At 64.2% G+C, this 22,585-nt stretch carries 22 protein-coding genes and 1 pseudogene; 9 read left to right on the top strand and 14 right to left on the bottom strand.

The genetic code is table 11. The features are described from left to right. Window positions 1-125: 125 nt before the first annotated feature. Both ppc and ACFR99_RS02125 read right to left on the bottom strand, forming a co-directional pair. Window positions 126-2,816 (bottom strand): phosphoenolpyruvate carboxylase, encoded by a 2,691-nt coding sequence (gene ppc / locus ACFR99_RS02130; protein ID WP_390283925.1) that lies wholly within the window; start codon window positions 2,814-2,816, stop codon window positions 126-128. Window positions 2,817-3,127: 311 nt separating this feature from the next. Beyond that, window positions 3,128-4,057: an NAD-dependent epimerase/dehydratase family protein gene (locus ACFR99_RS02125; RefSeq protein WP_390283923.1), complete on the bottom strand. Its 930-nt coding sequence runs from the start codon at window positions 4,055-4,057 to the stop codon at window positions 3,128-3,130. Window positions 4,058-4,161: 104 nt separating this feature from the next. On the opposite strand from ACFR99_RS02125, the gene ACFR99_RS02120 reads away from it, so the two are divergent. After that, window positions 4,162-4,626 (top strand): MaoC family dehydratase, encoded by a 465-nt coding sequence (locus ACFR99_RS02120; protein ID WP_390283921.1) that lies wholly within the window; start codon window positions 4,162-4,164, stop codon window positions 4,624-4,626. 54 nt (window positions 4,627-4,680) lie between these two features. On the opposite strand, the gene ACFR99_RS02115 is transcribed toward ACFR99_RS02120, so the two are convergent. From ACFR99_RS02115 to ACFR99_RS02100, 4 genes are all read right to left on the bottom strand, one after another. Beyond that, window positions 4,681-5,721 carry an NAD(P)/FAD-dependent oxidoreductase gene (locus ACFR99_RS02115; RefSeq protein WP_390283919.1) on the bottom strand — a complete coding sequence of 347 codons (1,041 nt, stop codon included), beginning with the start codon at window positions 5,719-5,721 and terminating at the stop codon, window positions 4,681-4,683. Then, window positions 5,718-6,074, bottom strand: coding sequence for a thioredoxin (trxA, locus tag ACFR99_RS02110; protein ID WP_390283917.1), 357 nt, complete (start codon window positions 6,072-6,074; stop codon window positions 5,718-5,720). The genes ACFR99_RS02115 and trxA overlap by 4 nt, the downstream gene beginning before the upstream one ends. Before the next feature lie 281 nt (window positions 6,075-6,355). Then, entirely contained in the window at window positions 6,356-7,003 is a 648-nt protein-coding gene (locus ACFR99_RS02105; protein WP_390283915.1) for a class I SAM-dependent methyltransferase, read from the bottom strand. 162 nt (window positions 7,004-7,165) lie between these two features. Continuing rightward, complete coding sequence (locus ACFR99_RS02100; RefSeq protein ID WP_390283913.1) at window positions 7,166-8,434, bottom strand: hypothetical protein; 1,269 nt, start codon at window positions 8,432-8,434, stop codon at window positions 7,166-7,168. 144 nt (window positions 8,435-8,578) lie between these two features. Between ACFR99_RS02100 and ACFR99_RS02095 the strand changes: the two genes are divergently transcribed. Next, entirely contained in the window at window positions 8,579-9,256 is a 678-nt protein-coding gene (locus ACFR99_RS02095; protein WP_390283911.1) for a helix-turn-helix domain-containing protein, read from the top strand. Here ACFR99_RS02095 and ACFR99_RS02090 read toward each other — a convergent pair. Then, on the bottom strand, window positions 9,186-9,527 hold the full coding sequence (locus ACFR99_RS02090) for a hypothetical protein (protein ID WP_390283909.1): 342 nt from the start codon (window positions 9,525-9,527) through the stop codon (window positions 9,186-9,188). The two genes, ACFR99_RS02095 and ACFR99_RS02090, sit on opposite strands and share 71 nt — an antisense overlap. Window positions 9,528-9,669: 142 nt before the next feature. Here ACFR99_RS02090 and ACFR99_RS02085 point away from each other — a divergent pair, with 142 nt between their 5' ends. Then, window positions 9,670-11,385 (top strand): multicopper oxidase family protein, encoded by a 1,716-nt coding sequence (locus ACFR99_RS02085; RefSeq protein ID WP_390283907.1) that lies wholly within the window; start codon window positions 9,670-9,672, stop codon window positions 11,383-11,385. Window positions 11,386-11,528: 143 nt separating this feature from the next. Here ACFR99_RS02085 and ACFR99_RS02080 read toward each other — a convergent pair whose 3' ends face one another. After that, entirely contained in the window at window positions 11,529-12,254 is a 726-nt protein-coding gene (locus ACFR99_RS02080; protein ID WP_390283905.1) for a DsbA family protein, read from the bottom strand. 167 nt (window positions 12,255-12,421) lie between these two features. Between ACFR99_RS02080 and ACFR99_RS02075 the strand changes: the two genes are divergently transcribed. Next, complete coding sequence (locus ACFR99_RS02075) at window positions 12,422-12,937, top strand: hypothetical protein (protein ID WP_390283903.1); 516 nt, start codon at window positions 12,422-12,424, stop codon at window positions 12,935-12,937. Between the two features lie 115 nt (window positions 12,938-13,052). Here the strand turns inward: ACFR99_RS02075 and ACFR99_RS02070 are convergent, their stop codons facing one another. After that, complete coding sequence (locus ACFR99_RS02070; protein WP_390283901.1) at window positions 13,053-14,945, bottom strand: polysaccharide deacetylase family protein; 1,893 nt, start codon at window positions 14,943-14,945, stop codon at window positions 13,053-13,055. A gap of 118 nt (window positions 14,946-15,063) precedes the next feature. On the opposite strand from ACFR99_RS02070, the gene ACFR99_RS02065 reads away from it, so the two are divergent. Then, window positions 15,064-15,612, top strand: coding sequence for a hypothetical protein (locus tag ACFR99_RS02065; RefSeq protein ID WP_390283899.1), 549 nt, complete (start codon window positions 15,064-15,066; stop codon window positions 15,610-15,612). Next, complete coding sequence (locus tag ACFR99_RS02060; RefSeq protein WP_390283897.1) at window positions 15,609-16,091, top strand: hypothetical protein; 483 nt, start codon at window positions 15,609-15,611, stop codon at window positions 16,089-16,091. The genes ACFR99_RS02065 and ACFR99_RS02060 overlap by 4 nt, the downstream gene beginning before the upstream one ends. A 144-nt stretch (window positions 16,092-16,235) precedes the next feature. Here the strand turns inward: ACFR99_RS02060 and ACFR99_RS02055 are convergent. After that, window positions 16,236-16,472 (bottom strand): annotated as a pseudogene (locus ACFR99_RS02055) (DUF2270 domain-containing protein); the annotation flags it as partial. Window positions 16,473-16,839: 367 nt separating this feature from the next. Here ACFR99_RS02055 and ACFR99_RS02050 point away from each other — a divergent pair. Then, window positions 16,840-17,211 (top strand): thioredoxin family protein, encoded by a 372-nt coding sequence (locus tag ACFR99_RS02050; protein WP_390283895.1) that lies wholly within the window; start codon window positions 16,840-16,842, stop codon window positions 17,209-17,211. A gap of 164 nt (window positions 17,212-17,375) precedes the next feature. On the opposite strand, the gene ACFR99_RS02045 is transcribed toward ACFR99_RS02050, so the two are convergent. Then, window positions 17,376-19,136, bottom strand: a complete 1,761-nt coding sequence (locus ACFR99_RS02045) for a carbamoyltransferase family protein (protein ID WP_390283893.1) — start codon at window positions 19,134-19,136, stop codon at window positions 17,376-17,378. Between the two features lie 117 nt (window positions 19,137-19,253). Between ACFR99_RS02045 and ACFR99_RS02040 the strand changes: the two genes are divergently transcribed. Together ACFR99_RS02040 and ACFR99_RS02035 are read left to right on the top strand one after the other, a co-directional pair. Then, window positions 19,254-19,613: an ArsR/SmtB family transcription factor gene (locus ACFR99_RS02040; protein ID WP_390283891.1), complete on the top strand. Its 360-nt coding sequence runs from the start codon at window positions 19,254-19,256 to the stop codon at window positions 19,611-19,613. Further along, window positions 19,613-19,876 carry a DUF7521 family protein gene (locus ACFR99_RS02035; RefSeq protein WP_390283889.1) on the top strand — a complete coding sequence of 88 codons (264 nt, stop codon included), beginning with the start codon at window positions 19,613-19,615 and terminating at the stop codon, window positions 19,874-19,876. The genes ACFR99_RS02040 and ACFR99_RS02035 overlap by 1 nt, the downstream gene beginning before the upstream one ends. Before the next feature lies 1 nt (window position 19,877). Here the strand turns inward: ACFR99_RS02035 and ACFR99_RS02030 are convergent, their stop codons facing one another. From ACFR99_RS02030 to ACFR99_RS02020, 3 genes are all read right to left on the bottom strand, one after another. Continuing rightward, window positions 19,878-20,801, bottom strand: a complete 924-nt coding sequence (locus tag ACFR99_RS02030; protein ID WP_390283887.1) for a sulfite exporter TauE/SafE family protein — start codon at window positions 20,799-20,801, stop codon at window positions 19,878-19,880. Window positions 20,802-21,072: 271 nt separating this feature from the next. Next, window positions 21,073-21,483, bottom strand: a complete 411-nt coding sequence (locus tag ACFR99_RS02025; protein ID WP_390283885.1) for a helix-turn-helix domain-containing protein — start codon at window positions 21,481-21,483, stop codon at window positions 21,073-21,075. Between the two features lie 70 nt (window positions 21,484-21,553). Continuing rightward, window positions 21,554-22,585, bottom strand: a complete 1,032-nt coding sequence (locus ACFR99_RS02020) for a sulfite exporter TauE/SafE family protein (RefSeq protein ID WP_390283883.1) — start codon at window positions 22,583-22,585, stop codon at window positions 21,554-21,556.

The raw sequence follows: 22,585 nt of genomic DNA, 5'->3' as shown, positions 1-22,585 counted from the left end.
GAGACGTTTTTACCCGTTTCGATTTTCTCGCTCTCTGTGACTGCGTGCCGTCCACTGGCCAACGCCGATTCCGACGAGCAACTATCCAGCGACGCAGATCGTGTCTAGACCGGCATATGATCCGATTACCCCGTGTTCTTCATGCCGGCCGCGATCCCTTTGACCGTCAGCCGAAGCGTCCGCTCCTCGATGTCGGTCCGATCAGTTCGACCGAGCAAGTAGACCTGCAACATGTTCAGGGGATCGACGTACGGGTTCCGCCGCTCTAAGTTCTCGCCGAGCCAGTCACGGGTATGCAGGCGCTCGCGCTGGCCGATCTCGGTGATCAGGTCCGTCGCTCGCTCGTACTCGTCGGTCACGCGCGGGAAGAACCGTTCGCGCAGATCCGGCTCCGCGAGGTCGGCGTAGCGCTCGGCGATCTCGAGTTCGGTCCGCGACAGCGAGAGCGCGGCGTTGTCGAGCGTCGTCCGGAAGAACGGCCACTCCTCGTACATCGTCTGGAGGGTCTCTATCGACCCGCCGTCCTCGAGGTAGGCTTCGATGCCGGTCGCGAGGGCGTACCAGCCCGGGAGGATACACCGCGACTGGGTCCAGGAGAACACCCACGGGATCGCCCGGAGGTCCTCGACGGTGCGCTCGCCCGACCGGGAGGCCGGTCGCGATCCCAGATCGAGGTTCTCGATGACGGGGATCGGCGTCGCCTGCTCGAAGTACTGGACGAACCCGTCGCTCTCGAGGAGGTCGCGGTACTCCTTGCGGGCGGCGTCGGCCATCGTCTCCATGGCCGCGAGCCACTCCTCGCGGACCTCCTCTTCGGGCTGGTCGAGTGCTTGCTTGCGCGCCCGGAGCTGGGCGTTGAGCATCTGTTCGATGTTGCGCTCGGCGATGCGCGGGTTAGCGTACTTCTCGGCGATGGCTTCACCCTGTTCGGTGAACTTGACCTGGCCCGTGACCGTCGAGTTCGGCAGCGCGAGCAGCGCCTCGTTCATCGGCCCACCACCCCGCGAGATCGAGCCGCCGCGGCCGTGGAACAGCCGCATCGTCACGTCGTGGTCGTCACAGATCTCCCCCAGCCGGCGCTGGTTTTTGTACAGCGACCAGTTCGCCGCCAGAAACCCGTTCTCCTTGTTCGAGTCCGAGTACCCCAGCATGATCTCCTGGGTCCGCCCACGAGCCTCGAGCGCCTGGGCGTAGGCCTCGTTTTCGAACAGCGTGCCCATGATCCGCCGGGCTCCCGAGAGGGCGTACTCGGTCTCGAGTAGCGGAACGATGTCGATTCCCGAATGTTCGGGCAGGGAAATAACGCCGGCCTGGTCGGCCAAAAAGAGCACCTCGAGGACGTGGCTGGGTTCCTCGGTCATCGAGATGCAGTAGGTGTCGATGGCGTTGACCCCGTACTCGGTCTGCCAGTCGGCGAGACTGTCGAACAGCTCGAGGACGCGCGCCGAGTCGTCCGAGAGGTCGGCGGTCTCACTCAGATCGATCACTGGTTCGTCCTGTAAGACGGCGTCGGTCAGGAACTCGACGCGCTCGTCCTCCGAGAGGGCGCGGTAGTCGATCCCCTCGCGCTCGAGGGTCTCGGCGATGGCGTCGGTGTGTTTCTGCTGGTGGTCGCGCAGGTCGAGACTCGCCAGTGAGAAGCCGAACGTGGCGACCTGCCGGCGGATCGGATCGACGTGAGCGTCGGCGACGCTGTCGGCGTCGTTGGTCCGCAGGCTTTCGGCGATGACTCTGAGATCGTCGCGGAGGTCGGCGGCGTTCTCGTAGCCGCCCGGCCGAACGTCGCCGACGCGGCGGAGCCGCTCGCGCATGAGTTTGAGTTTCTGCCGGTAGGGTTCGTCGGGGTAGCGTTCCTCGGCCGTGCGTGCGCTGCCGGGCAGGCGCTCACGGTCACGCTCGAGGGAGGCCTGAAATTCGGAGCCGGCGTCGATCCGGCTCCCGTCCTGACTCAAGACACCGGAGAGGCGCTTGAGCTCCTCCTGATAGCGATCGAGGATCACCGAGCGCTGGCGCTCGAGGGTGTTCGCGGTGACCTCGGGGGTGACGTATGGGTTGCCGTCGCGGTCGCTGCCCGCCCACGAGCGGAACTCGAAGAGTTTCGGAATCTCGAGGTCGCCAGGGACTTCCGCGTCGATCGCCTCGTCGAGTTCGTCGTAGATCTCGCCGACGACGTCGAACAGCGTGTTCTCGAGGTACCACTGGACGTTGCGGGCCTCGTCTTCGGGCTCGGGCTGGCGGTTGCGCACCTGAGGCGTCTGCCAGAGACTCGTCACCTCGGCGTCGACGTCCTGCCAGAGCTGGCGCTCCTCCTTGTCGGTCAGGAGTCGCTCGTCCAGGGTCTCGAGCGACGTCGAGATCTCGCGGAGTTTGGACTTGACGGTCTTGCGCCGAGCCTCGGTCGGATGGGCGGTGAAGGTCGGCTCGATCAAGACGTCGTCGAGGATCTGTCGGACGGTCTCGACGTCGGCCTCGCCGAGTTCTTCGGCCGCGGTCTCGAGGCTGTCCTCGAGCGTGCCCTCCTGGGATTCCGTTCGGATGGTTCGGACCCGCTCGCGCTCTTCGGCGAGGTTGATCAACTCGAAGTAGGTCGCGAACGCACGCGCGACGGTTCGCTGTCGGTGTGACGAGAGCCCCTCGAGTTCCGTGACGAGCGGCTCGCGTGACTCGAGTTCGCCGGAACGGTAGTCGATCGCGGCCCGTCGACACGATTCGACCGTCTCGAACGCCCCGCGGGAGGTCTGGCCCTCGAGGACGTCGCCGAGCAACGCACCGAGTTCGCGGACGTCCTGCCGGACGCCCCTGTTATGGAGTCGCATATCATGTGGATGTGCGTGCCGTGTTAAAAACCCCTCGCAGGGATATCGCCCTCACGTCCATCGTTTTTCCTGATAGTTACTGGTGGTGAAACGCATCGATCGGACGCGGTGACGACGTGTCCGGACAGCGACCCGTTCGGTATCGGAACGACAACCAATCCAGGATTATTTACTACACACGTCAATAGTATACTGAGGTGTGTGATGTACACACGCCTGCGGCATTCACTTTCGATCGGGAGCCGTCCGACGAGTTCGATTATCTCACCCGTCGTTCCTTCGCACGGAAGTCGGCGGTGCGGAACGAACCGCTACCCGTCCGTGTACTGCGCACAGACCCGTCGAATCCCCTCCTCGAAGTCGATCTGGGGTTCCCAGTTCGTCTCGTCGCGGATCTTCGAGGCGTCGGCACAGGTATCGTGGACGTACACCGACTCGGGAATCGGGTTCTCGACGTACTCTGGCTCGACGTCGGTCCCGAGTTCGTCGTTTATCATCTCGACGACGGTGTTGAAATCGTATGCCTCGCCGGTTCCCAGGTTGTAGATACCGTCGAGGTCGTGGACGGCAGCCAGCTCGAGGCCGCGGACGATGTCGGAAACGTGCGTGAAGTCCCGCGTCTGGGTGCCGTCGCCGTACAGCACCGGCGACTCCCCGTTGGCGATGTCGTCGGCGAACTGTGCGATCACGTTGGCGTACTCGCCTTTGTGTTCCTCGGCACCGCCGTAGCCCTGATACACCGAGAAAAAGCGCATGCCGGCCATCGACATCTCGTAGTGGTTCGAGAAGTACTCGCCGTAGCGCTCCCGGGCGAGCTTCGACGCCTCGTAGCCGGTGTTGACGCTGACGGCCATGTCCTCTGGCGACGGCTCCGTTCGACTGCCGTAGATCGACGACGTCGAGGCGTAGACGACCGTCTCGCAGCCGTCCTGTCGGGCCTGTTCGACCACGTTGACGAAGCCTTCGACGTTGACTCTGGCACCCGTCGTCGGATCGTCCTCGTGCATCGCGTACGACGACAGCGCCGCGAGGTGGAAGACGACGTCGACGTCCGTCGGCAGCTCGTCCTCGAGAACGCTTGCCTCGACGAATTCGACGTCGTCCGCGAGGTTCGCCGGCGTGCCGAGATAGCAGTCGTCGACGACGGTGACGTCGTTCGACTCCGACAGGTGGTTCGCGAGATTCGATCCGATAAAGCCCGCCCCGCCGGTCACGAGAACGGCGTGTCCCTCGAGTGTCATACTGAAATCGCCACGGCGGCAGCGCATAGATGTTTGGAAGTTCAACTGGCACGATACTGCCTCGGCCCACAGGTTCTTGGCGACACATCTCCGATGCCACCCTAATGCGATACTACGAGGACATCGAGATCGGCGACACCGAGGAATTCGGCGAGTATCACGTGACGAAAGCGGAACTCCTCGAGTTCGCCGAACAGTACGACCCCCAGCCGTTCCATACCGACGAGGCGGCCGCAGAGGACTCGGCGTTCGGCCAGCTGGTCGCATCGGGCTGGCATACCGCGTCGATCTGCATGCGGCTGCTCGTCGATGGCCCGATCCAGGACCGGGCTGCCATGGGGGCTCGCGGGGTCGACGAACTCCGGTGGCACCAGCCCGTAACACCGGGAGATACGCTCTCGATTCGGACCGAAGTACTCGACAAGCGCGTCTCCGAGAGCGACCCCACGCGCGGCTACGTGAATACAAAACTCGAGGGAATCAATCAAAACGACGAGGTCGTCATCTCTTGGATCGGTCTGGAGATGGTCGCGCGTAAGGATTCAGGAGTCAACGAACGCAGTCAGTGAATAGTGAAGTGGGTGAACGCTGCGTGCCTCTGATCGCGAGCGCTATTGTCGCGCCTACTGTTCCGGTGCCATCGCCGGTGCGCGCTGTTCGTGCTCGAGCGTCTCGAGGTAGTCCTCTGCGTCAAGGGCCGCCATGCTGCCGGTGCCGGCGGCGGTGATCGCCTGGCGGTAGCGCGAGTCGGCCACGTCGCCGGCGGCGAAGACGCCGTCGACAGCCGTGTGGGTCGTCGCTCGACCTTCGTCGTCCGATTCGGTCTGGAGGTAGCCGTCCGCGTCGCGTTCGACGCCGGTACCCTCGAGGAACTCGGTGTTCGGCGTGTGGCCGATCCCGTAGAAGACGCCACCGACGTCGACGGTCTCCCGGTCGACGTCGATCCCATCGTCGGCCTTTTCCTTGGGGTGACCGTCGGGATGGGAGATCAGCGTCGCGCCGGTGACGCCCTCCTCTTGCGAGCCGTGGAGGGCCTCGAGTTCCGTGTTCCAGCGGAACTCGATGTCCTCGTGCTCGCGGGCACGGTCGGCCATGATCTCGGAGGCGCGCAGTTCGTCGCGGCGGTGGACGATCGTCACACTCTCGGCGAACTTTGCGAGGAAGAGCGCCTCTTCCATCGCGCTGTCGCCGCCGCCGATCACGAGGACGTCGTCGCCGCGGTGGAACGCGCCGTCACAGGTGGCACACGTCGAGAGGCCGTAGCCCATGAGTTCGTCCTCGTTTTCCGCGCCGACCCAGCGGGCGCTCGCACCACTGGCGACGATCAGCGCGCGTGTGCGGAGGACGTCACCGTTCGAGAGTTCGAGTTCGAACGGGCGCTCCTCGAGCGTCGCGCGCTCGACCGTGCCGTGGGCGAACTCGGCGCCGAAGCGTTTGGCCTGTTCCTTGCCGTTCTGGATCAGCTCCATGCCGCCGACACCCTCGGGGAAGCCCAGGTAGTTCTCGACGTCGGTCGTCAGGGTGAGCTGGCCACCCGGTTCTGGCCCCTCGAGAACCAGCGGCTCGAGGTCGGCTCGCGCAGCGTAGACAGCCGCCGAGAGTCCGGAAACGCCGGAGCCGACGACGATCACGTCGTGGACGGTCTCAGTCATGTCCTCGCTCATTCGGTATAGCCTTCGATCAGGTTGCGGAGTCGGTCAGCCGGCAAGACGCCGGTGTGCTGTTCGACCTGCTCGCCGTCCGCGAAGAGCACGAGCGTCGGGACGCCGCGGACGCCGAACGAGCCAGCGAGTTGTTGGTGCTGATCGACGTCGACCTTCGCGATTACGGCGTCGGTCTCGCCAGCCAGTCCTTCGAGGACGGGCTCGAGCATCTTACAAGGCCCACACCAGTCGGCGTAGAAGTCGACGAGCACGACGTCGTAGTCGCTGGTGACCGCTTCGAAGTGATCAGCGCTTTCGACGTGGAGTGGTTCGTCGAGTGACTGTCCGGAGCCGCTAGGTGCATCAGTTGCCATCACGACTCCCTACACACCGGCCACGTTTAAAGGTTTTGTATGTATTGCACAATACCGTCATACGTCGGTGTCGGGTGACGGAAACTATCGTGGCATGACGTCGAAAACGGACTTTACGGCAGCTACTGGTCTGCTTCGGATGTCGATCTCCCTGAGCAATCGTGTAAGGACCATCAACGATCGAGTGAGGCGATCGCCGGCTCGAAGCGCAGTCACACGATCTGCCGGTGGGACCGCGACCGTCCTGTGGATGCACTGCAACTGACTGACGGGAGTCCGTATCAGTCACCGTTCGACGGCGGAACGGTCATCCGTGCGAAGTAGCTGCCCCGCGTGCCGACGTCGTTTTCGAACTGGAACCCCTGTTCCTCGGCGCGTTCCCGAAGCGTCTCGCGCGTGACGAAGTGGGGATCGGGAAGCGACTCCCCGACGACGAGCCGGCCACCGGGTTTTAGCACCCGCTCGAGTTCGGCGAGCGCCCGCTCCGGGTCGGGGATCTCGCCGAGGACGAGGACCAGATAGGCGGCGTCGAAGCTATCGTCCGGGTACGGAAGTGCCCGGCCGTCACCGTGGATCGGCACGACGTTGTCGTCGCCGCGCTCGCGCAGCCGCGTCCGGAGGTCCGCGACCATTGGCCGCTGGACGTCGACGGCGTGAACCTCTCCGGTCGGTTCGACCGCCTCCGCGACCGTGCCCGTGTAGTAACCGGTTCCTGGCCCGAGCTCGAGGAGTCGCTCGCCGGGCTGTGGCTCGAGGAGTTCGCACAATCCGGACCGGGAGATGACCGGCCGGGGGAGATCGATCCAGACGCGCTGGGAGTACGGACACGGCGACGGGTTTCGCCGCCAGCGGAGCGCGTACGCGACGCCAGCGACGGCGGTGAGGGCGCCCGCGAGGGCGAGCGATCGGATCGTTCGACGCGTGACCATCGCGCGGCCGTTTGTCACGCCCGGACAAAGGCTTGGTGTCCGGCCGGTTGTCCCTCGCAGGGATAGTATTGAACAAAGCCCGAAATACAGCGGGTGTACTGACGCGGCATCATGCATGCGCCGCGCGTGAGGGCGTGCGTGTCAGTATCCCGGCATGATGGCTTATGCCGCATCGCGTGTTGCGCCACGCCGGCCCGCACCCTCGCTCGTCGGTGACGCGATCGACCGCCAGAGCGAGACCACGAACAGCGCCCAGGCGACGGCGATCAGCGCGAACCCTGCGAGCGTCGCGCTTGCTGCGAGCTCGCCGAGGACGGGAACTGCCGTCAGCCAGAGTGCGAGCATGCCGAGGTTCACACTTCCCACCTGAATCCAGGACGGCTGCGGGTGCTCGGCAGCGACCGCTGCCACTGCCTCGACGACGCCACGGTCCGCGACGGGTTGTGCGAACGCCGCCGCCACGACGGGGAGAAACGCCATCGCGAGCTGGAGCATCCAGCCGAAGATCAGGCCGTTGATGGCCGCAATTTCGATCGCACCGGCGGGGACGGCATCCGGAACGAGCAAGACGAACGGTGCCCAGGGCACGGGGAAGGCGAGCCACAGGTACGCCCCGAGCACGAGCGCGATGCGACGGGTGTGGTTGCGGTCGCTGCGACGGTACGTGCCGACGACGTTCGCCAACAGCGCGCCCGTCCCGACGACGTAGCTGGCGAGCCCGAGGATCGTCACCTCGTGCCGTGCGAGCCACGGGCCAGCGACGAGGCCGACGACGCCGATCGTCAGCCCCCAGAACGTGACCGACACGAGTCGAGGATACCGAAGCTCCGCCTCGAGAAGTGCCGGCAGGAGCGTCAACAGGGCCCCAGCGACGATAAGCGCCAGAAAGCCCCAGACGTTCGCGTGCACGTGGGCCTCTAGCGAGCCGAGATAGCCGCCGGGCCCGTGGATTCCGAGTAGCATCCCGAACGCCGCCAGAATCCCGACGACGAGAAACCACGGTGCGAGTCGGTAGTAGCGACTGAGTCCGCGGGGAGTCGCCCTCCCAGTCGTTCGCAAGACGGTCGAGACCAGGAGTCCGAGCGCACCGAGGACGATCGTCGCACCGGTGATCGAGACGAGCGTCGTACCGGTCGCCATCCCGAGGAGGAGCAACGGGTAGCCGGCGTTCAGCGCGAGCCACTGCAGCCACCGGTGGCTGTCGGCCGGCCGTCGCGCCGACGCGTCGGTTGCGGTCACCAGCGACGGCAGCACGCCGAAGACGGCCTGGGTCAGCCCGCCGATCGTCACGAGATGGATCAGCACCCACCGAAGGCGGGGCAGCGATTCGACGAGACCGGACTCGACGGCGAGGGCTCCCACCACGGCGGCCAAGCCGACCGTCAGGTACAGTCCGGCCATGACGATGAACGGATTCGTGCGCGTTTGCATCGATGACACTGGTTCTCTACGCGATCGTAGCCACGCAATGCAGGTATCGGTTGATCCGAACACGCGAGGAGTGGCCGAATAAATCAGGCAAGACCGAACATATTAGGAGTCAATGGAACGGTACTGTCACACAGAGTCAGTCACGTGCCTCGAGCGAAGCTCGCGATCTCGATCCCCGAAACGATGTGGATCAACGACGTGTCCCAGTCCCACCCCGAGACGACGTTCGAGGTCGTCTCGGCACTGGCCGGTGAACGGACGGGAATCGCCCTCATCGAGTTACAGACGGCGGATCCGCTCCCGGTGATCACCGACATGGCCGATCGGGCGGACATCGTCGACTTCGATCTCCTCTGGAAAGGGGAGTCGAGTGCGTTGCTCCACGTCGAAACGACCAGCCCTTCGATCCTCCAGCCGGTCTTGCAGTCCGGTATCCCCATCGAGATGCCGTTTACCGTCCGAAACGGCGAGGCGACGTGGACAGTGACCGCAGCGTCAGCCCGGTTTTCCGAGTTCGGTCGGCTGCTCGACGAACTCGGCATCGAGTACACCCTCGAGTACGTTCACGAGATCGGTCACACCCGTGCCGACGACCTCTTGACCGAGCGACAACGCGAGGTGTTGCTGGCGGCGCTCGAGCGCGGCTACTACGCGACGCCGCGTGAAGCGACGCTCACCGACGTCGCAAGCGACCTCGACATCTCGAAAGCGACGTGTAGCGAAATCCTCCACCGTGCGGAGGGGAGCGTCATCAGGTGGTTCGCCGACGAGCACGCTGGCGTCGCTCGAGCGCGGTTAGTGTCAGACACTGACACGAGGTGAGCGTGGGAACCGAGGTCGGGAGAGCGATGCACTCGAGTTTGGCAGTCAACAGCGGGACACCACCGGCGCGCTCGAGGACCCGGTCGTCCTCGCCGAAGTCGAAATCGGGACGCGAGTCGGGATTGTCGTAGTAAACGTGGTGTTGCGGGACGAGTTGCCCGTGGAGATCGCTCACGTGGAAACACACGACGCTCGGTTCTCGATCCCACTCGGCGGACTGCGACCCGTCGAGTCTCTGCCACTCGCTCGTGTATTCCGTGTCGATTCGCATGTGGGTCGCATGTCGGTACGGGGCTGCGAGGGGAGTGATCATCCCTGCATTATTCGTATGGCAGATAACCGAATCTGGAGACTCGACGATCCCTGATTCCGTTCACCCCTCCTTTTTCTTCGTGCCTGTGGGAGGGACCGTGATGGTCAGTCCCAAACGGAACGTCGGACGGCGCAACGTATTACGCGTCGGCGGCGCCACAATGCTAATGGCACTCACGGGGAGTCGGAGCGGGACCGCGCTCGAGCAGGCCCGACAGGACGGCGATGCGAGCGTCCGGGACGGAACCCTCGTCGCCACGGAGGGACAACTTGAGGGGGCGCTGGACGATGGCGACGAGGCCTGGCTGTACGACGACCAGTTTCCGGGTCCGGAACTCCGCGTGAGCGAAGGGGAGACGCTCCGTGTCTCGGTCGAGAACCAGTTGCCCGAGGGGACGACCGTGCACTGGCATGGCGTTCCCGTCCCGAACCCAATGGACGGTGTACCGAACGTCACGCAGGATCCTATCCCGTCGGGCGAGACATTTACCTACGAGTTCGAGGCATCGCCGGCGGGTACGTACGTCTATCATAGCCACGTCGGGCTGCAACTCGACAGGGCACTCAACGGGCCACTGATCGTCGAGGAGGAGTCCCCTCACGTCGAGTACGACCGGGAGTACACGCTGCTGATCGACGACTACCTCTCGGGGAGTCCCACGCTCGATTCGATCGAAGCACCGCCCGGTAGAGGGGCTGGCGACGGTGGTGGCCCCGGCGACGGAGGTCCCGGTGACGGTCCTGGCGGCGATGGTGGGCCCGGCGGTCCTGACGACGGAGGTGTCCCGGGTGGCGGTGGACCCGGCGATGGCGGCCCTGGTGGTGGCGGAGATGGACCCGGTGGAGGCCGACCAGGTGATGGTCCAGGTGGCGGCCCCGGCGGCGGACCGGGAGGTGGACCGGGTGGTGGACCAGGTGGAGGCGGCCCCGGTGGTGGCGGTCCTGGTGGTGGCCCTGGCGGCGGTCCTGGTGGCGGGCCCAGTAGACGGAGCGAAGTCAGAAGACTCGGGGGTCGCGGCCCACTGCAAGGGCAACAAGTGCAACGCCCTCCGTACGGGGGACTCGTCATCAACGGACGCCTTCCCTCCGACCCACCAGTGTTCGACGTCGAGGCGGGTGAGCGCGTTCGGTTGCGGCTTATCAACCCCAGCGGCGCCACAACGTACCGCGTCGGTATCGGCGGGCACTCGCTGACCGTCACGCATGCCGACGGACGACCGGTCGAACCGGTGACAGTCGACTCCCTCGATATCAGTATGGGCGAACGCTACGACGTACTCGTCGAGGCTGACTCACCTGGCGAGTGGGCCATCGTCGCGGCCCCCATCGTCGGGGACGAGCAACCCGCGGAAGCGATACTGCGGTCCGATGGCGCGACTACCACCGATTCGATCGACCGTCCGCAATTCGACGGGCGGCGACTGGGGTACAGCGATCTCGAGGCGCTTGAGCCGCTCGATCTCGGCGGCTCGCCGGATCGAACGATCGACGTCACCCTCTCGGGTGGGATGATGCAAGCGCCCGATGCGTGGACCATCGATGGACAGGTGTATCCGGACGCTGATCCGATCGTGATCAGCGAGGGGGAACACGTTCGGGTGCAGATGCTGAACCGTAGCCCGGCGATCCATCCGATGCACCTCCACGGTCACTTCTTTCAGGTCGGTGACGCCGTCAAGGACACCGTCCTCGTGCCACCCCACGGTGGAGCGGTTACGTTCGAGTTCCTGGCTGACAACCCCGGGGACTGGCTGTTTCATTGCCACAACGTCTATCACCTGGAGCGAGGAATGGCACGCGTTTTCGAATACGAGTGAGACACGTCCCCCCTCTCGGCGCTCCCTCGTCGACCGTTCCGCTCACCACGAGCGAGCGACTGCCCGAGGATGGCCTGATCCAACGGAAAAGCGCAGTCTGTTCGACGACACGGCTCACACGAACCCACTGACAGGGGTCCGTCTCACTCCTTTTGAACCCACTCGATCGCCTCGTCGAACCGGTCTTTCGGTTGGGCACCGACGAGCGTTTCGAACGATCCGGAGCCACGATCGATGATGGCGAACGTCGGTGTCCCCGAAATCCCGTTCGAACGCGCTTGCTCGGCGTCCGTATCGACCTGAGTCTCGAGCGTCGATCGACGCTCGTCGAGACAGGTCTCGAGCGCATCGGCATCGATACCGTCGACCGAACGGGTATACTCGAGGAGGTTCTCGCTCGAGGCCCATCCCGAATTTTTCTCGCCTTGTTCCTCGAAGATCGCCGTGTGCCAGTTCCAGTACGCCGATGGGTCCGAGTCACGGACCTGGTTCCACACGCACTTGCTGGCGACCGCGGCGGTCATCGAGTCCTCGCCGAAGTACGGCAGCGAGATGAACACGATGCGAACGTCGCCGGACTCGACGTATTCGGGCACGAGTTCGGGGAGCGTCTCCCGTTCGAACTGCTCACAGAACGGACACTGGAAGTCCGTCCAGTAGTAGATCTGAATCGGGGCATCGGGCGAGCCCATGATCGGCTTCCCGGTGAGGTCGATGCCGAACGCCGACGTCTCGTCGCTCGAGTGAAACGACGAGACCTGTTCCTTCGTCGCGGTGTCGCCGGAGCGGGTGAGAAAATAGGCACCCCCGCCGAGAGCGCCCACGAGACCGGTCACGAGAGCACGACGGGATGGCTGATCGAGCGACATGGTTTGTACTCGCGTCCGTTCTCACCATCGAACCGTAATGGAATCGGCGATTTGCTCGCTCAGCAAATCGTGACTGGGGCTGCTCTCTCGCTGTCGCCACTCGAGGCCGGTTGCCAGTTCGGAGAATCGTCGATCATAATTTACCAGCGGATGCCGACCGAAGAGCCGTGCTCGGGACCAGTCTCTCACGCCGCCGATTGCTCCGGAACGCCACCGGTGCGGTTGCACTCACGATACTGGCCGGCTGTAGCGACCGGAACGATGGTGGGGATCCGGACGGTGACGCCGACGACGCTGAGCACGGTGGCGCCGACCTCGACCTGCGGGAAGCGAACGTCGTCGACGTCGCCGTCGACGGCGGGGACGGCACGTATACGTTCGACGTGATGCTTCATCACGACGACGACGGCGAGGACGGCTACGCGAACTGGTGGCAAGTCGAGCGCCTCGAGGGTGTACAACTCGGACGGCGCGACCTGCGCCACGCCCACTCCCAGCAGCCGTTCACGCGCTCGGCGACGATCGAAATTCCCGACGACGTGACGTGTGTCGTCGTCCGCGGCCACGATCAGGTCCATGGCTACGGCGGCCGGGCGATGGTCGTGACCCTCGAGTCGGGTGCGTCACGATCCGTCGATCAGGGATCGGAGCCGCACGCGATCGGCGAAACCGGCTGTCCCTGACCGCGCAGCGGCTGAGACGAACTCCTGTCAGTGGATGCCGGCGCATCCACATGACTGGTTGCGGGTGAATTAACCAGTGACAGCAGCCCGTGTGACATATATCGGAGCTAACGGGTTACGGATGGCTGATCTCGAGCGTCCAGTTGCCGTCAGCCTCGACGTTGAGCCAGACGGGGCCGCCGGCCTTGTACGACCGCGAGTTCGAGAACTCGCCGGTGCGATGGACGAGAACCTCGCGACTGCCGTCCGAACCGTAGCCGTCGATGATGAACGTGCCGTCGCCGTCGTGTGTCGCGACGACCCTGACGTCACGATCCGTCCACAGCGGGCCGACGAACGCCGAGCCGGTGCCGGACGCCTCGACGGGGAGGTCCTCGAGGTCGGCCGCATCGACCGCGGGCTGGGAGAGGTCGATCGACCACGCGCCGTCGGCGTCGACCTCGAGCCTGTAGGTGTCGTCGTCGACGGCCATGATCGATTCGCCGGTCGCCTTTCCGGACGTGGTCAGCAGGTTCTCGCTCCGTCCGAGCCCATCGGGTTTCGTCACGTCGACGGTGATCGCCCCGCCGTCGTGGGTGACGGTCGCGACGACGACGCCGTCGTCGAGCTCGAACGTCGGCGACTCGCCCGAGCCGGTTCCTTCGAACGTGTGGGACTGGCCCGCCTCGAGGACGGTCCCGCTCGGCCGCGTTCCGATCGAGGGTTCGTCGCCGTCGAGGTCAAGCGTCCCGTCGACGAGATCGGATGGGGTGACGACGTCGAGGCCGCGGTGTTCGATGTGATCGAGCAACAATCCGAAGTCGTCGAGCGACATCCTGTTCTCGTCGACGCCCACGTCGTCCGCGTCGACGAGCCGCGGAATCCGCACCACGGTGAGCAGGTCGTACTGGTCGGAGATGTTGAGGTGGCGGCGAACGCCGGTGTGAAGCGCGGGCCCCCAAATGAACGGGATCATGTGCTTCTCGGTCGGCGGCACGCTGGTCGTTCCGGCGCTGTAGAGGAACGTCGACTCGTGGACGTCCCTGGCGACGTCGTAGGTCGTCGAATCCATTCGTCCGTCAGGGACGAACAGGTGGCGCGACCCATCCTCGAAGCCGTCGCTCGCGAGCGCGTCGCGAGCGGTCTCGAGGACCGATCGCTGCCGGTCTGCGGGCTGGTCCGGCAAGGGTGTCGACACCGCTGGGAGCGAACAGACGTCCCAGCCGCGGTCGCTGAGCTCTCGGAGTTCATCGAGACCCATGCGACCGCTGTCGCCGATCTGCTCGGGTGTGACCGGAACCGCCCCACGCCAGTCGCGCTCCGCGAGCAGCTCGGCGCCGATCTCGTAGTGTGAGTCGTGACCGCCGTGGAACGCGAGGACCACCGCGCCGTTGCTTGCCGATTCGGTTCGCCGGAGGTCGTCGACCAGCAGTTTGCTCGGCCCACCCTCGGGCCCGTCCGCGATGATATTGATGCCGGTGACATTCGAGAGATCCGGATCGTCACCGGGTTTTTGCTGATAGCCACAGTCCATTCGGAACCAGCCGTCGTACCCATCCGGCACCACGCGAATGCTCGAGAGGCGCTCGCGCCGCGTCGGCGCGAGGAACTCGACGATGATGCGATCGGCGGACTCCGGTTTGACCGCCAACGAGACGTCCCACCCCTCGAGATCGATGCCGTCAGGGAAGCGGAGCTCCATGCCGGCGGTTCCCTCGTCGCTCTCGACGACCGCCGCCTGCGATCCGAGTCGCGCCTCGTCGGGGGCGGCCGAGAGCTCGCCGGTTCGGGCGGTCCACTCCTCGAGCGTCTCGAAGTCGGAGAGGACCTCGCCCGTCTCGATGGCTGGCCAGTTCGTGGGACCGGTGGCCATGTCGCCCTTGACGGCACCGGTTTCGTCCCCGCCGGTGGCGCCGTCCGGAAGTACGTCCGCACAGCCCGCGAGCGTCGTCGATATAGCGCCACCACCGAGTGAGGCCAGTAGTCGTCGGCGAGACGAGCCGTCGTCCGAATCGCGTTCGGATACCATTACCCAGGCGGTGCCGCGTCGGGACCGTCATTATTGTCTGGATAAACTGGGGAAGAGATTTGCTGACTCAGCAAATCGGAGTCGGACATTTCAACCATCACTACATCGGTTCATCTAGATGTTATCGCGCGATTCGATCAGGGGATACCTGACGAACCTCTCCGAAGCGGTCTCGTACCCGTTCGAGACGTGGCGGGGAACGATCGGGCTGGTACTCGTGACGGTCGCGACGTACGTGTTGTTGATCCTGAGCACGATGCCCGAATTCTCGCTCCAGATGCTCGGCGATGGCCTTCACTGGTTCGAGTACGTCGTTGTCTCGCTTACGGAGACGGTCTACCGAACCGACGGTTGGACCGGGCTCGGGGTCATCGTCCTCTATGCCCTGCTCTCGGGCGTCGCAGTCGTCAACGCCGTCGCGCAACTGCGGGTCGTCGGCCTCTCGAGTCTCACCGATCTCTCCGGCGTGGTGCCGGGACTCCTCGCGTCGGGCTGTGCGAGTTGCGGCGCCGGACTCCTCGGCTTTCTCGGGTTCGCCGGCGGGTTGGCAGTACTCCCGTACGACGGCGCACTGCTTCGCGTCGGTGGACTCGCGTTGTTGCTGTTCTTCCTAGGGCGGGCGGGCCATCCCGAACGATGTGCGTTCACGACGGAGGCGACGCAATGACGGGACGCCGATTCGTCCGATCGATCCGAACCGATCGGCGAGCGATCGGCTTGGGAATCGCAGCCGGGATCGGCGTCTTCGTGTTGTTCGGACTCGTTACCGGCCTCGTTCCGAACCCGCTGTACGTCCGGATGGTCCCGCGGACCCCGGTCGATTACCTGTTCCTGACGCTGACTGCGCTACTGGCGGGCGTCTACACCGCACAGCGGGTGGCGACCGACGTTCCCCAGGCCGGACTCGAGGGCGAAGACGGGGACACGAGCAGCGAGGATCGGTGGGCGATAGGCGGGCTGGTCGGTGGCTTTCTGGCCGTCGGCTGTCCGATCTGTAACGTCTTCCTGCTCGCGCTCTTCAGTTCGTCCGCGCTCATGACATACTTCGATCCGCTCCGGCCGCTGCTCGGCGTGGTTTCCGTGGCGCTGTTGGCAGGGCTGATCTACACGCGCCACAAACGCACGTGTCCGACCTGCGCCACGTGATCGCAGGCGCTCACTCGGAATCCTTCCAGTCGCTAGCCTCGGTCTCGCGAAACTACTCTTTGCCTCGCGCTCGAGTGGCCAGAACGCGAGCACGAGATGGCCGACGTAGAACGTTCCGACGAGCCCTGCGACGACGACGCCGGGGACAGACGCGATGGCCGCGGCATCGGGAAGGCTCTCGCCCGGCGCGAAGGCGGTGACGCGAAAGAGCCATGCGAGACAGAGTACAGTCAGCAGTGCAAAGTAGATTCGCCACAGCTGGTTCGCGATCGCCTCGAGCAGCGTGATCTTCAGCGTCGGTCGCCGGTAGTCGCCACCGAGTTCGACGTTTTGGGATGGGTCCAGCGTCGTCGCGAAGAAGTTCTGCTGGAGCAGTCGCACGCAAGCGCGATAGACCTCGTAGCTATCACCGTGATGCTTCACGTCGTCTGGTCGAGCCGCGAACGTCAGGTCGTCTCGCGGCGAACTCACCCGCGAGAGGCGTGGCCGAGAACCGCATTCAGCTCCGAGAAATCGTGACCCAACTCCCGTCCCGGTTCGGCCTGCGTGGACTCGTCGTCGTGGTGTCGGTCATCGGTTTCTCACTCGTTCGACGGCCAGCGAGAAATAACGCCAGTCGAGGACGCGGCCAAGCAACGATATCGAGCGACCCAGCACGGACAACCCGAGCGATGACCACGATTCGACTACGGCAATATTGCACAAGATGCACAAAACACTCAAGTACTGGTGACCCGTTGTTTCGGTAATGACTGAAACAGCGCCTTCGGAGACGGTCGGCGATGGAACCGGCCCCCAGAAACCCGTCCAACTGGACAGTGCCGCCGACTACGACGAGTTGCTCTCGGCACACGACCTCGTGTTGCTCGAGTTCATCACGTCGGGCTGTGGGATCTGTGCGTCGATGGAGCCGGTACTCAGCGCGGTCGCTCGCAGCGCACCGGGTGCCGTCGCGACGGTAAACGCCGGCCTCGTTCCGGACGTCGCCGACGAATACAGTATTCGGAGCGTGCCGACGCTCGTCGTCCTGCGAGACGGCGAGGAGGTCGCGCGCCTCGACGACGGCTTCCAGAGCGCGGAGACAGTCGTCGAACTGCTCGAGGCGCACGCAGCAGCATAACGGGATTTGGTCGAACGCAGCGTCCAGCAGTGCTCTTATAATACAATATCGTTATGGTACTGACTCGAGTCAGCACCGATCGCTCGGCCAGCATACCTCGATTCACAGCCGGTCAGAGCGCTCGCCAAACGCCCGAAACGAGCGTGTGATTGCTCGAGTCGAGATCAGTTCGTGACTGCGAGTCGTTCGACGGGTGTCTTTTCCGCCGAGACGTCTTTTTCGACGACGATGTCCTCGAGGACGAGCACGTCCAGCCCCATCCCGTAGAAGTCCTTGATCGCCTGCGTCGGTGTCCGTACGATCGGCTCTGCGTGGTCGTTGAACGACGTATTGAGGACGACCGGGACGCCGGTGATGTCGGCGAATTCGGAAATGAGTCGGTGATAGCGCGGGTGCTGGTCCTCGCGGACGGTCTGGGGCCGCGTCGAGTCGTCGGCCGGGTGCAAGACGGCCTCGAGCTCGTCGGTCTTCGACGGCCGGACGTCGTCGGCGTCGATCATAAACGGCGAGGGACGCCCGTCGACGAGGTATTCCTCGGCGGCCGACTCGAGCATCGACGGCGCGAACGGGCGCCACTCCTCGCGATGTTTGACGAAGCGGTTGACCCGATCGCGGGACGCAGCAGTTCGGGGATCGGCGAGGATGCTTCTGGCGCCGAGCGCCCGGGGCCCCATCTCCATCCGACCCTGGAACCAGCCGACGAGGTCACCGTCCGCGAGCCGTTCGGCGACGTACCGCTCGAGGTCGTCCGGCTCCGTGTACTCGATTTTGTTCGTCTCGAGGGTCGACCGGATCTCGTCGGTTGCGTACTCGGGGCCGAGGTAGACGTCGGTCTGGCGGTCGACGTCTGCCGGACGCTGCTGCGACCAGCCCGCACCGAGTGCGAGGCCGGCATCGTGAGCGACAGGTTGGACGAAGACCTCATCGATGGCCGGTGATTCTCGGACGCGTTGGTTCAGCTTGCAGTTGAGCGCGACCCCGCCTGCGAGCGCGACGGTGGCGGTATCGAATCGCTCGACTGCCGACTCCGCGATGTCGACGACCGTCTCCTCGAGCAGTTTCTGGGCCGTGTACGCGAGGTCTTTCTCCCACTGGTCGAACGATCCGGGCGACTCCTTCCGGGGTCGGCCGAAAGCGTTCTCGAGCGTCTCGACGCCGTGGCCGGTCCCCCATCGCTTCGTCAGGTCGGTGACGTCGTAGTCGACGCCCGTGTCGATCAGGCTCCGGAGGACGGATTCGATCTCGGGGTTGTCGTCTCCGTACGGCGCGAGTCCCATCACCTTCCCTTCGCCGTTGAACATGCGATAGCCGAGGAACTCCGTCACGGCCGCAAAGAAGAGGCCGAGACTGTTGGGGTGTTCGTACGTGCGCACGCGCTGCAGCCCGATGCTATCGGCGTACCAGACGACCGTCGCGTCGTACTCACCCTTTGCGTCGACGGTAAGGACGATCCCCTCGTCGAAGCCCGAAGGGTGGAACGCACTCGCGGCGTGACAGCGGTGATGCGGGATCGTTTCGATCGGCGGCAGCGGCGTTCCGAACGACTCGAGGCGGGTCTCGATCTGTCGCGTTGGGACGAATCGGCTGCGGAGCTGGGTGGTGAGCGTGTGTTCGAGCGCCGAGAGTTTTCGGCCGAGTCCGGGCGCTCGAATCGCGTCAGTCAGGTAGTGAGCGGCGATCTCACTGCGGAGCGTCGGATCATAGGGGAGCAGGATGCGATCGAGATCCGTGATCTCCAGTTCGCGATGGTCGAGGCAGGCTTGAATCGCACGATCGGGGAACGTCTCAGTGGCGTGTTTGTCCCGCGTGTATCGTTCCTCTTCGACGCCGAACACGGGTGTTCCGTCTTCGAAGAGGACGGCGCTCGGATCGTGTTGGCCGTACAGTCCGATCGCGGGTTTAAATGAGAGGAGGTAGTCCGTCATGGTTCCGTGATTGTGACGCTGTCCTAGATCGACACCGAGTGGCTTCAAGGCAGCCGCGGCGATTTGCTGAACCAGCAAATCGTGGCCTATTTGGCAGCGAACGTCGGGGTGTATCGTGTGCAGCACGGTGGCTCCCCGAACACGTCGGAGATATTTCAGATCCTCGCGGACGAATACGCACGAAAGATACTCGTCGCGGCCGACCAGGGTCCGATGACCGCGAAGGCCCTGAGCGAGGAGTGTGACGCCTCTCTCACGACGATCTATCGACGCGTCTCGACGCTTCAGGACCTCGAGCTCATCGAAGAACGGAATACAGTCGACGCGGACGGTGCCCACCGAAGCGAGTTCGAAACGGCACTCGAGGGGCTCCACGTCGATCTCACCGATGGCGAACTGTCGCTGACGCTCGAGACGCGTGACGAACTCGCTGACAATTTCACGTCGCTCTGGGACGACCTCCGGGGTGACGACTGATGGAAGCCTCGTTCGTCATCGCCAAACTGATCACGCTCGTGTTGAGCCTCGTCGTCGCGTATCTGGCGTATCACGGCTACCGGCGAAACGGCCAAACGCCGATGCTATACGTTGCCGCAGGCTTCGTGTTTATCGGTGCGGGGGCGATCTGTGAGGGCCTGATCTACCTCATGTTTCGGACGACGATCGTGTCCGCTGCCCTCGTTCAGGCGGCCGTCGTCTCGAGTGGAATGGTGCTCATCCTCGTCTCGCTGACGAAGTGAGCTAGAAGAACAGCGCCGGCACGGAGTTCCGGAAGATGTTGAGCGAGATGACGAACAGAAGTCCGACGACGAACCAGTTGAACCGTTCCTCGTCGATCTCGAGCCGCCGGAGATACGTTCCCATCAGCAGGCCGACGATGGTGACGACCGCGATCACCGAACCGAGCCAGAGCCGGTAGGTCGTCATGAGGTCGGTAAAGAGCGCCATCTGGATGATCCGGACGGTGAAGATCGTTCCCAGCACCATCGACAGCCCGCCGATGTATCGTTCGGTGTCACGCTCGAAGGTGTGGAAGTACGCCGGCAGCAGCGGGCCGAGGTTCGCGATGGCGAGCAAGAATCCCTCGAGGAAGCCCGCGGAACCGAGCGCGACCGGGTGGTGGGCCTCCTCGACCGTCACGAAGTTCTGGGCGACCTGAAAGGCGACGTAACCGAGGATAACCAGGCCGATGACGAAGGGAACGATCGGACCGGCGCTGAACGCCGCAAGCGCCGCGACGCCGATGACGGTCCCGACGATAGCGAGCGCCAGCAGCGGCCACTCCTCGCGGATGAACGCCCGCCCCGTGTCCGTTTCTCCGACCTGGAACATGTTGATCATCCACGGCGGAATCGCGAGGACGACGACAGCGAACGTCGGATCGATCACCGACGCGAAGATCGGCGTCGTGATCAGCGAGTAGCCGAATCCGATCATGCCCTTGATGATGCCGGCGACGATCGCGACCAGGACGAACAGGGCGAGCAATTCGACCGAGAGGTCGGACTGGACGCCTTTGCCGATGTTCTCGAGGCCCGGGAAGAAGACGATCGACGCGACGATGACGGCAAGCGTCGCGGCGACCATCATCACCTCCCGATACCGAAACTGGGAGACGTTCGTGAGGAACTGTTCGAGGTTGCTCGTAGATTCGGGTGCACTCATGGCAGGTGGATAGTCAAGTCGACGGAGAGACGTCGTATCTGAGCCATACAGCCCCGACCTGTATTTGACTGTCCGCCTCGGCGAGATCTACAGCGGCCCGAGTTACCGCGAACACAGCGAAGTCACTGCGAGACGTCGCTCGAGCGTTGATACGCGCCGTTCCCCCGAAGCAGCGCTGTCATAGGTTGTGGAGATATTTTCCGGTAGAAACGATCAACGGGGAGAACGGAGAGGAGATGTGGCAACGAGAGAAGTTCGACGGGAGCCGTCGCTAGCCTTCGATCTCGGCGGGCGCAGTCGTTTCGGCCTGCTGCTCGTATTTGTTCTCGAACTCCTGGATGAGCTGGCCCATCTTTGCGTACCAGTCGTTTAGCATCCGCTGCATGCTGTCGGCGATCTTCGACGGGTCGGTCGGGAAGTACACGTGGTAGTACCCGCCCTGGTCGTAGTTGACCTGATCTTTCTGGATGAATCCCGTCTGGAGCAGTCGCTGGACGGCCCGGTAGGCAGTCGAACGCTCGCGATCGACGGCGTCGGCGATCTCGTCGACGGTCATCGGCTCCTCGGCAGCGACGAGCGCCCGGAAGCACTCCTTATCGAGTTGCTTGAGACCGTGGAAGCACTCGAGGAGTCCTTCACACTGCATATCTTGCTGGAGTTGTTCGGACATCGAATCCGGCATTGGAATCACTGCTAGGTAGACACCGCGCGGTTAAAAGACTTGTGTAGAGATTGTACAATCCTGTATCAGCCTAGTCGGCGGCTGATGGTGGGGTACCCGCGTTCTCGCGAAGCATGGTGATACTGCTGTAGACGACGGCCCCGCTGACGAGCAGCGCCGCGCCGAGGATGATCGCCAGGCTCACAACGTCGAGGACGGGCATTCCCAGGACGCCGCCGAGTTCGCGGACCGCGACGGCGATGGCGCCGAGCAACAGCATGACGCCGAAGTAGACCTTGATGTCCTCTTCGTTGACGAGGTTGGTCGCGGCGGCGCCGACGCGGGCGCCGAGGGCGCTGCCGGCCAGCAGCGGCGCGACGATGCTCAGGTCGACGGCGCCGGACTGGGCGTAGAGGAAGCTACCGATCCCGCCCGAGAAGACGATCTCGAACAGGTCAGTCCCGACTGCGACCGGAACGGGCACGCCGATCAGGTAGAACAGCGCGGGCATGCGGATGAATCCGCCGCCGACGCCAAGGAACCCCGAGAGCACCCCCGTCGCGAACGCCACGGCCAGCACCATCCACAGCGAGACCCGGAAGCCGCCGCGGATCGAGATCATCGGCGGCACGTTGTACGACTGGATCTTCTGGGCGATCTCGGGGATCTCCTCGTCCTCGAGATCGGCGTCCTCGTCGACGTCGTGTTCCAGGCCGCCACCGCCGCCTTTCAGCGCTTCGTAGGTGACGAAGACGCCGATCCCACCCAGCAGCAGGACGTACGCGACGCTGACCACCGACCCGGCCAGCCCGAGCTCTTGTAAGTGCTCGAGGCCAATCTTGCCGACTTCGATGCCGGCAGTGGTGCCGGCGATCATCAGGATGCCGAGTTTGTAGTCGACCTGCCCGAGGTCACGGTGTTTGAGCGTCGCGATCACGGAGGTCCCGAAGACGAACGCCAGACCGGATCCGACCGCCACGTTCGCGTCGTACCCCATCACCAGCAGTGCGGGCGTCACCAGGAACGACCCGCCCATCCCGAAGAATCCAAAGAGGATCCCGATGAGCAGGCCGAACCCGACGAACATGACGATCAGTGCCAGGCTGATTCCAAGTATTTCCAT

The sequence above is a fragment of the Haloarchaeobius amylolyticus genome (genome assembly GCF_042678045.1).
Lineage (GTDB): Archaea > Halobacteriota > Halobacteria > Halobacteriales > Natrialbaceae > Natrinema > Natrinema amylolyticus_A.
Note: the sequence above shows the minus strand (reverse complement) of the source record. Positions and strands in the feature narration are given on the sequence as shown.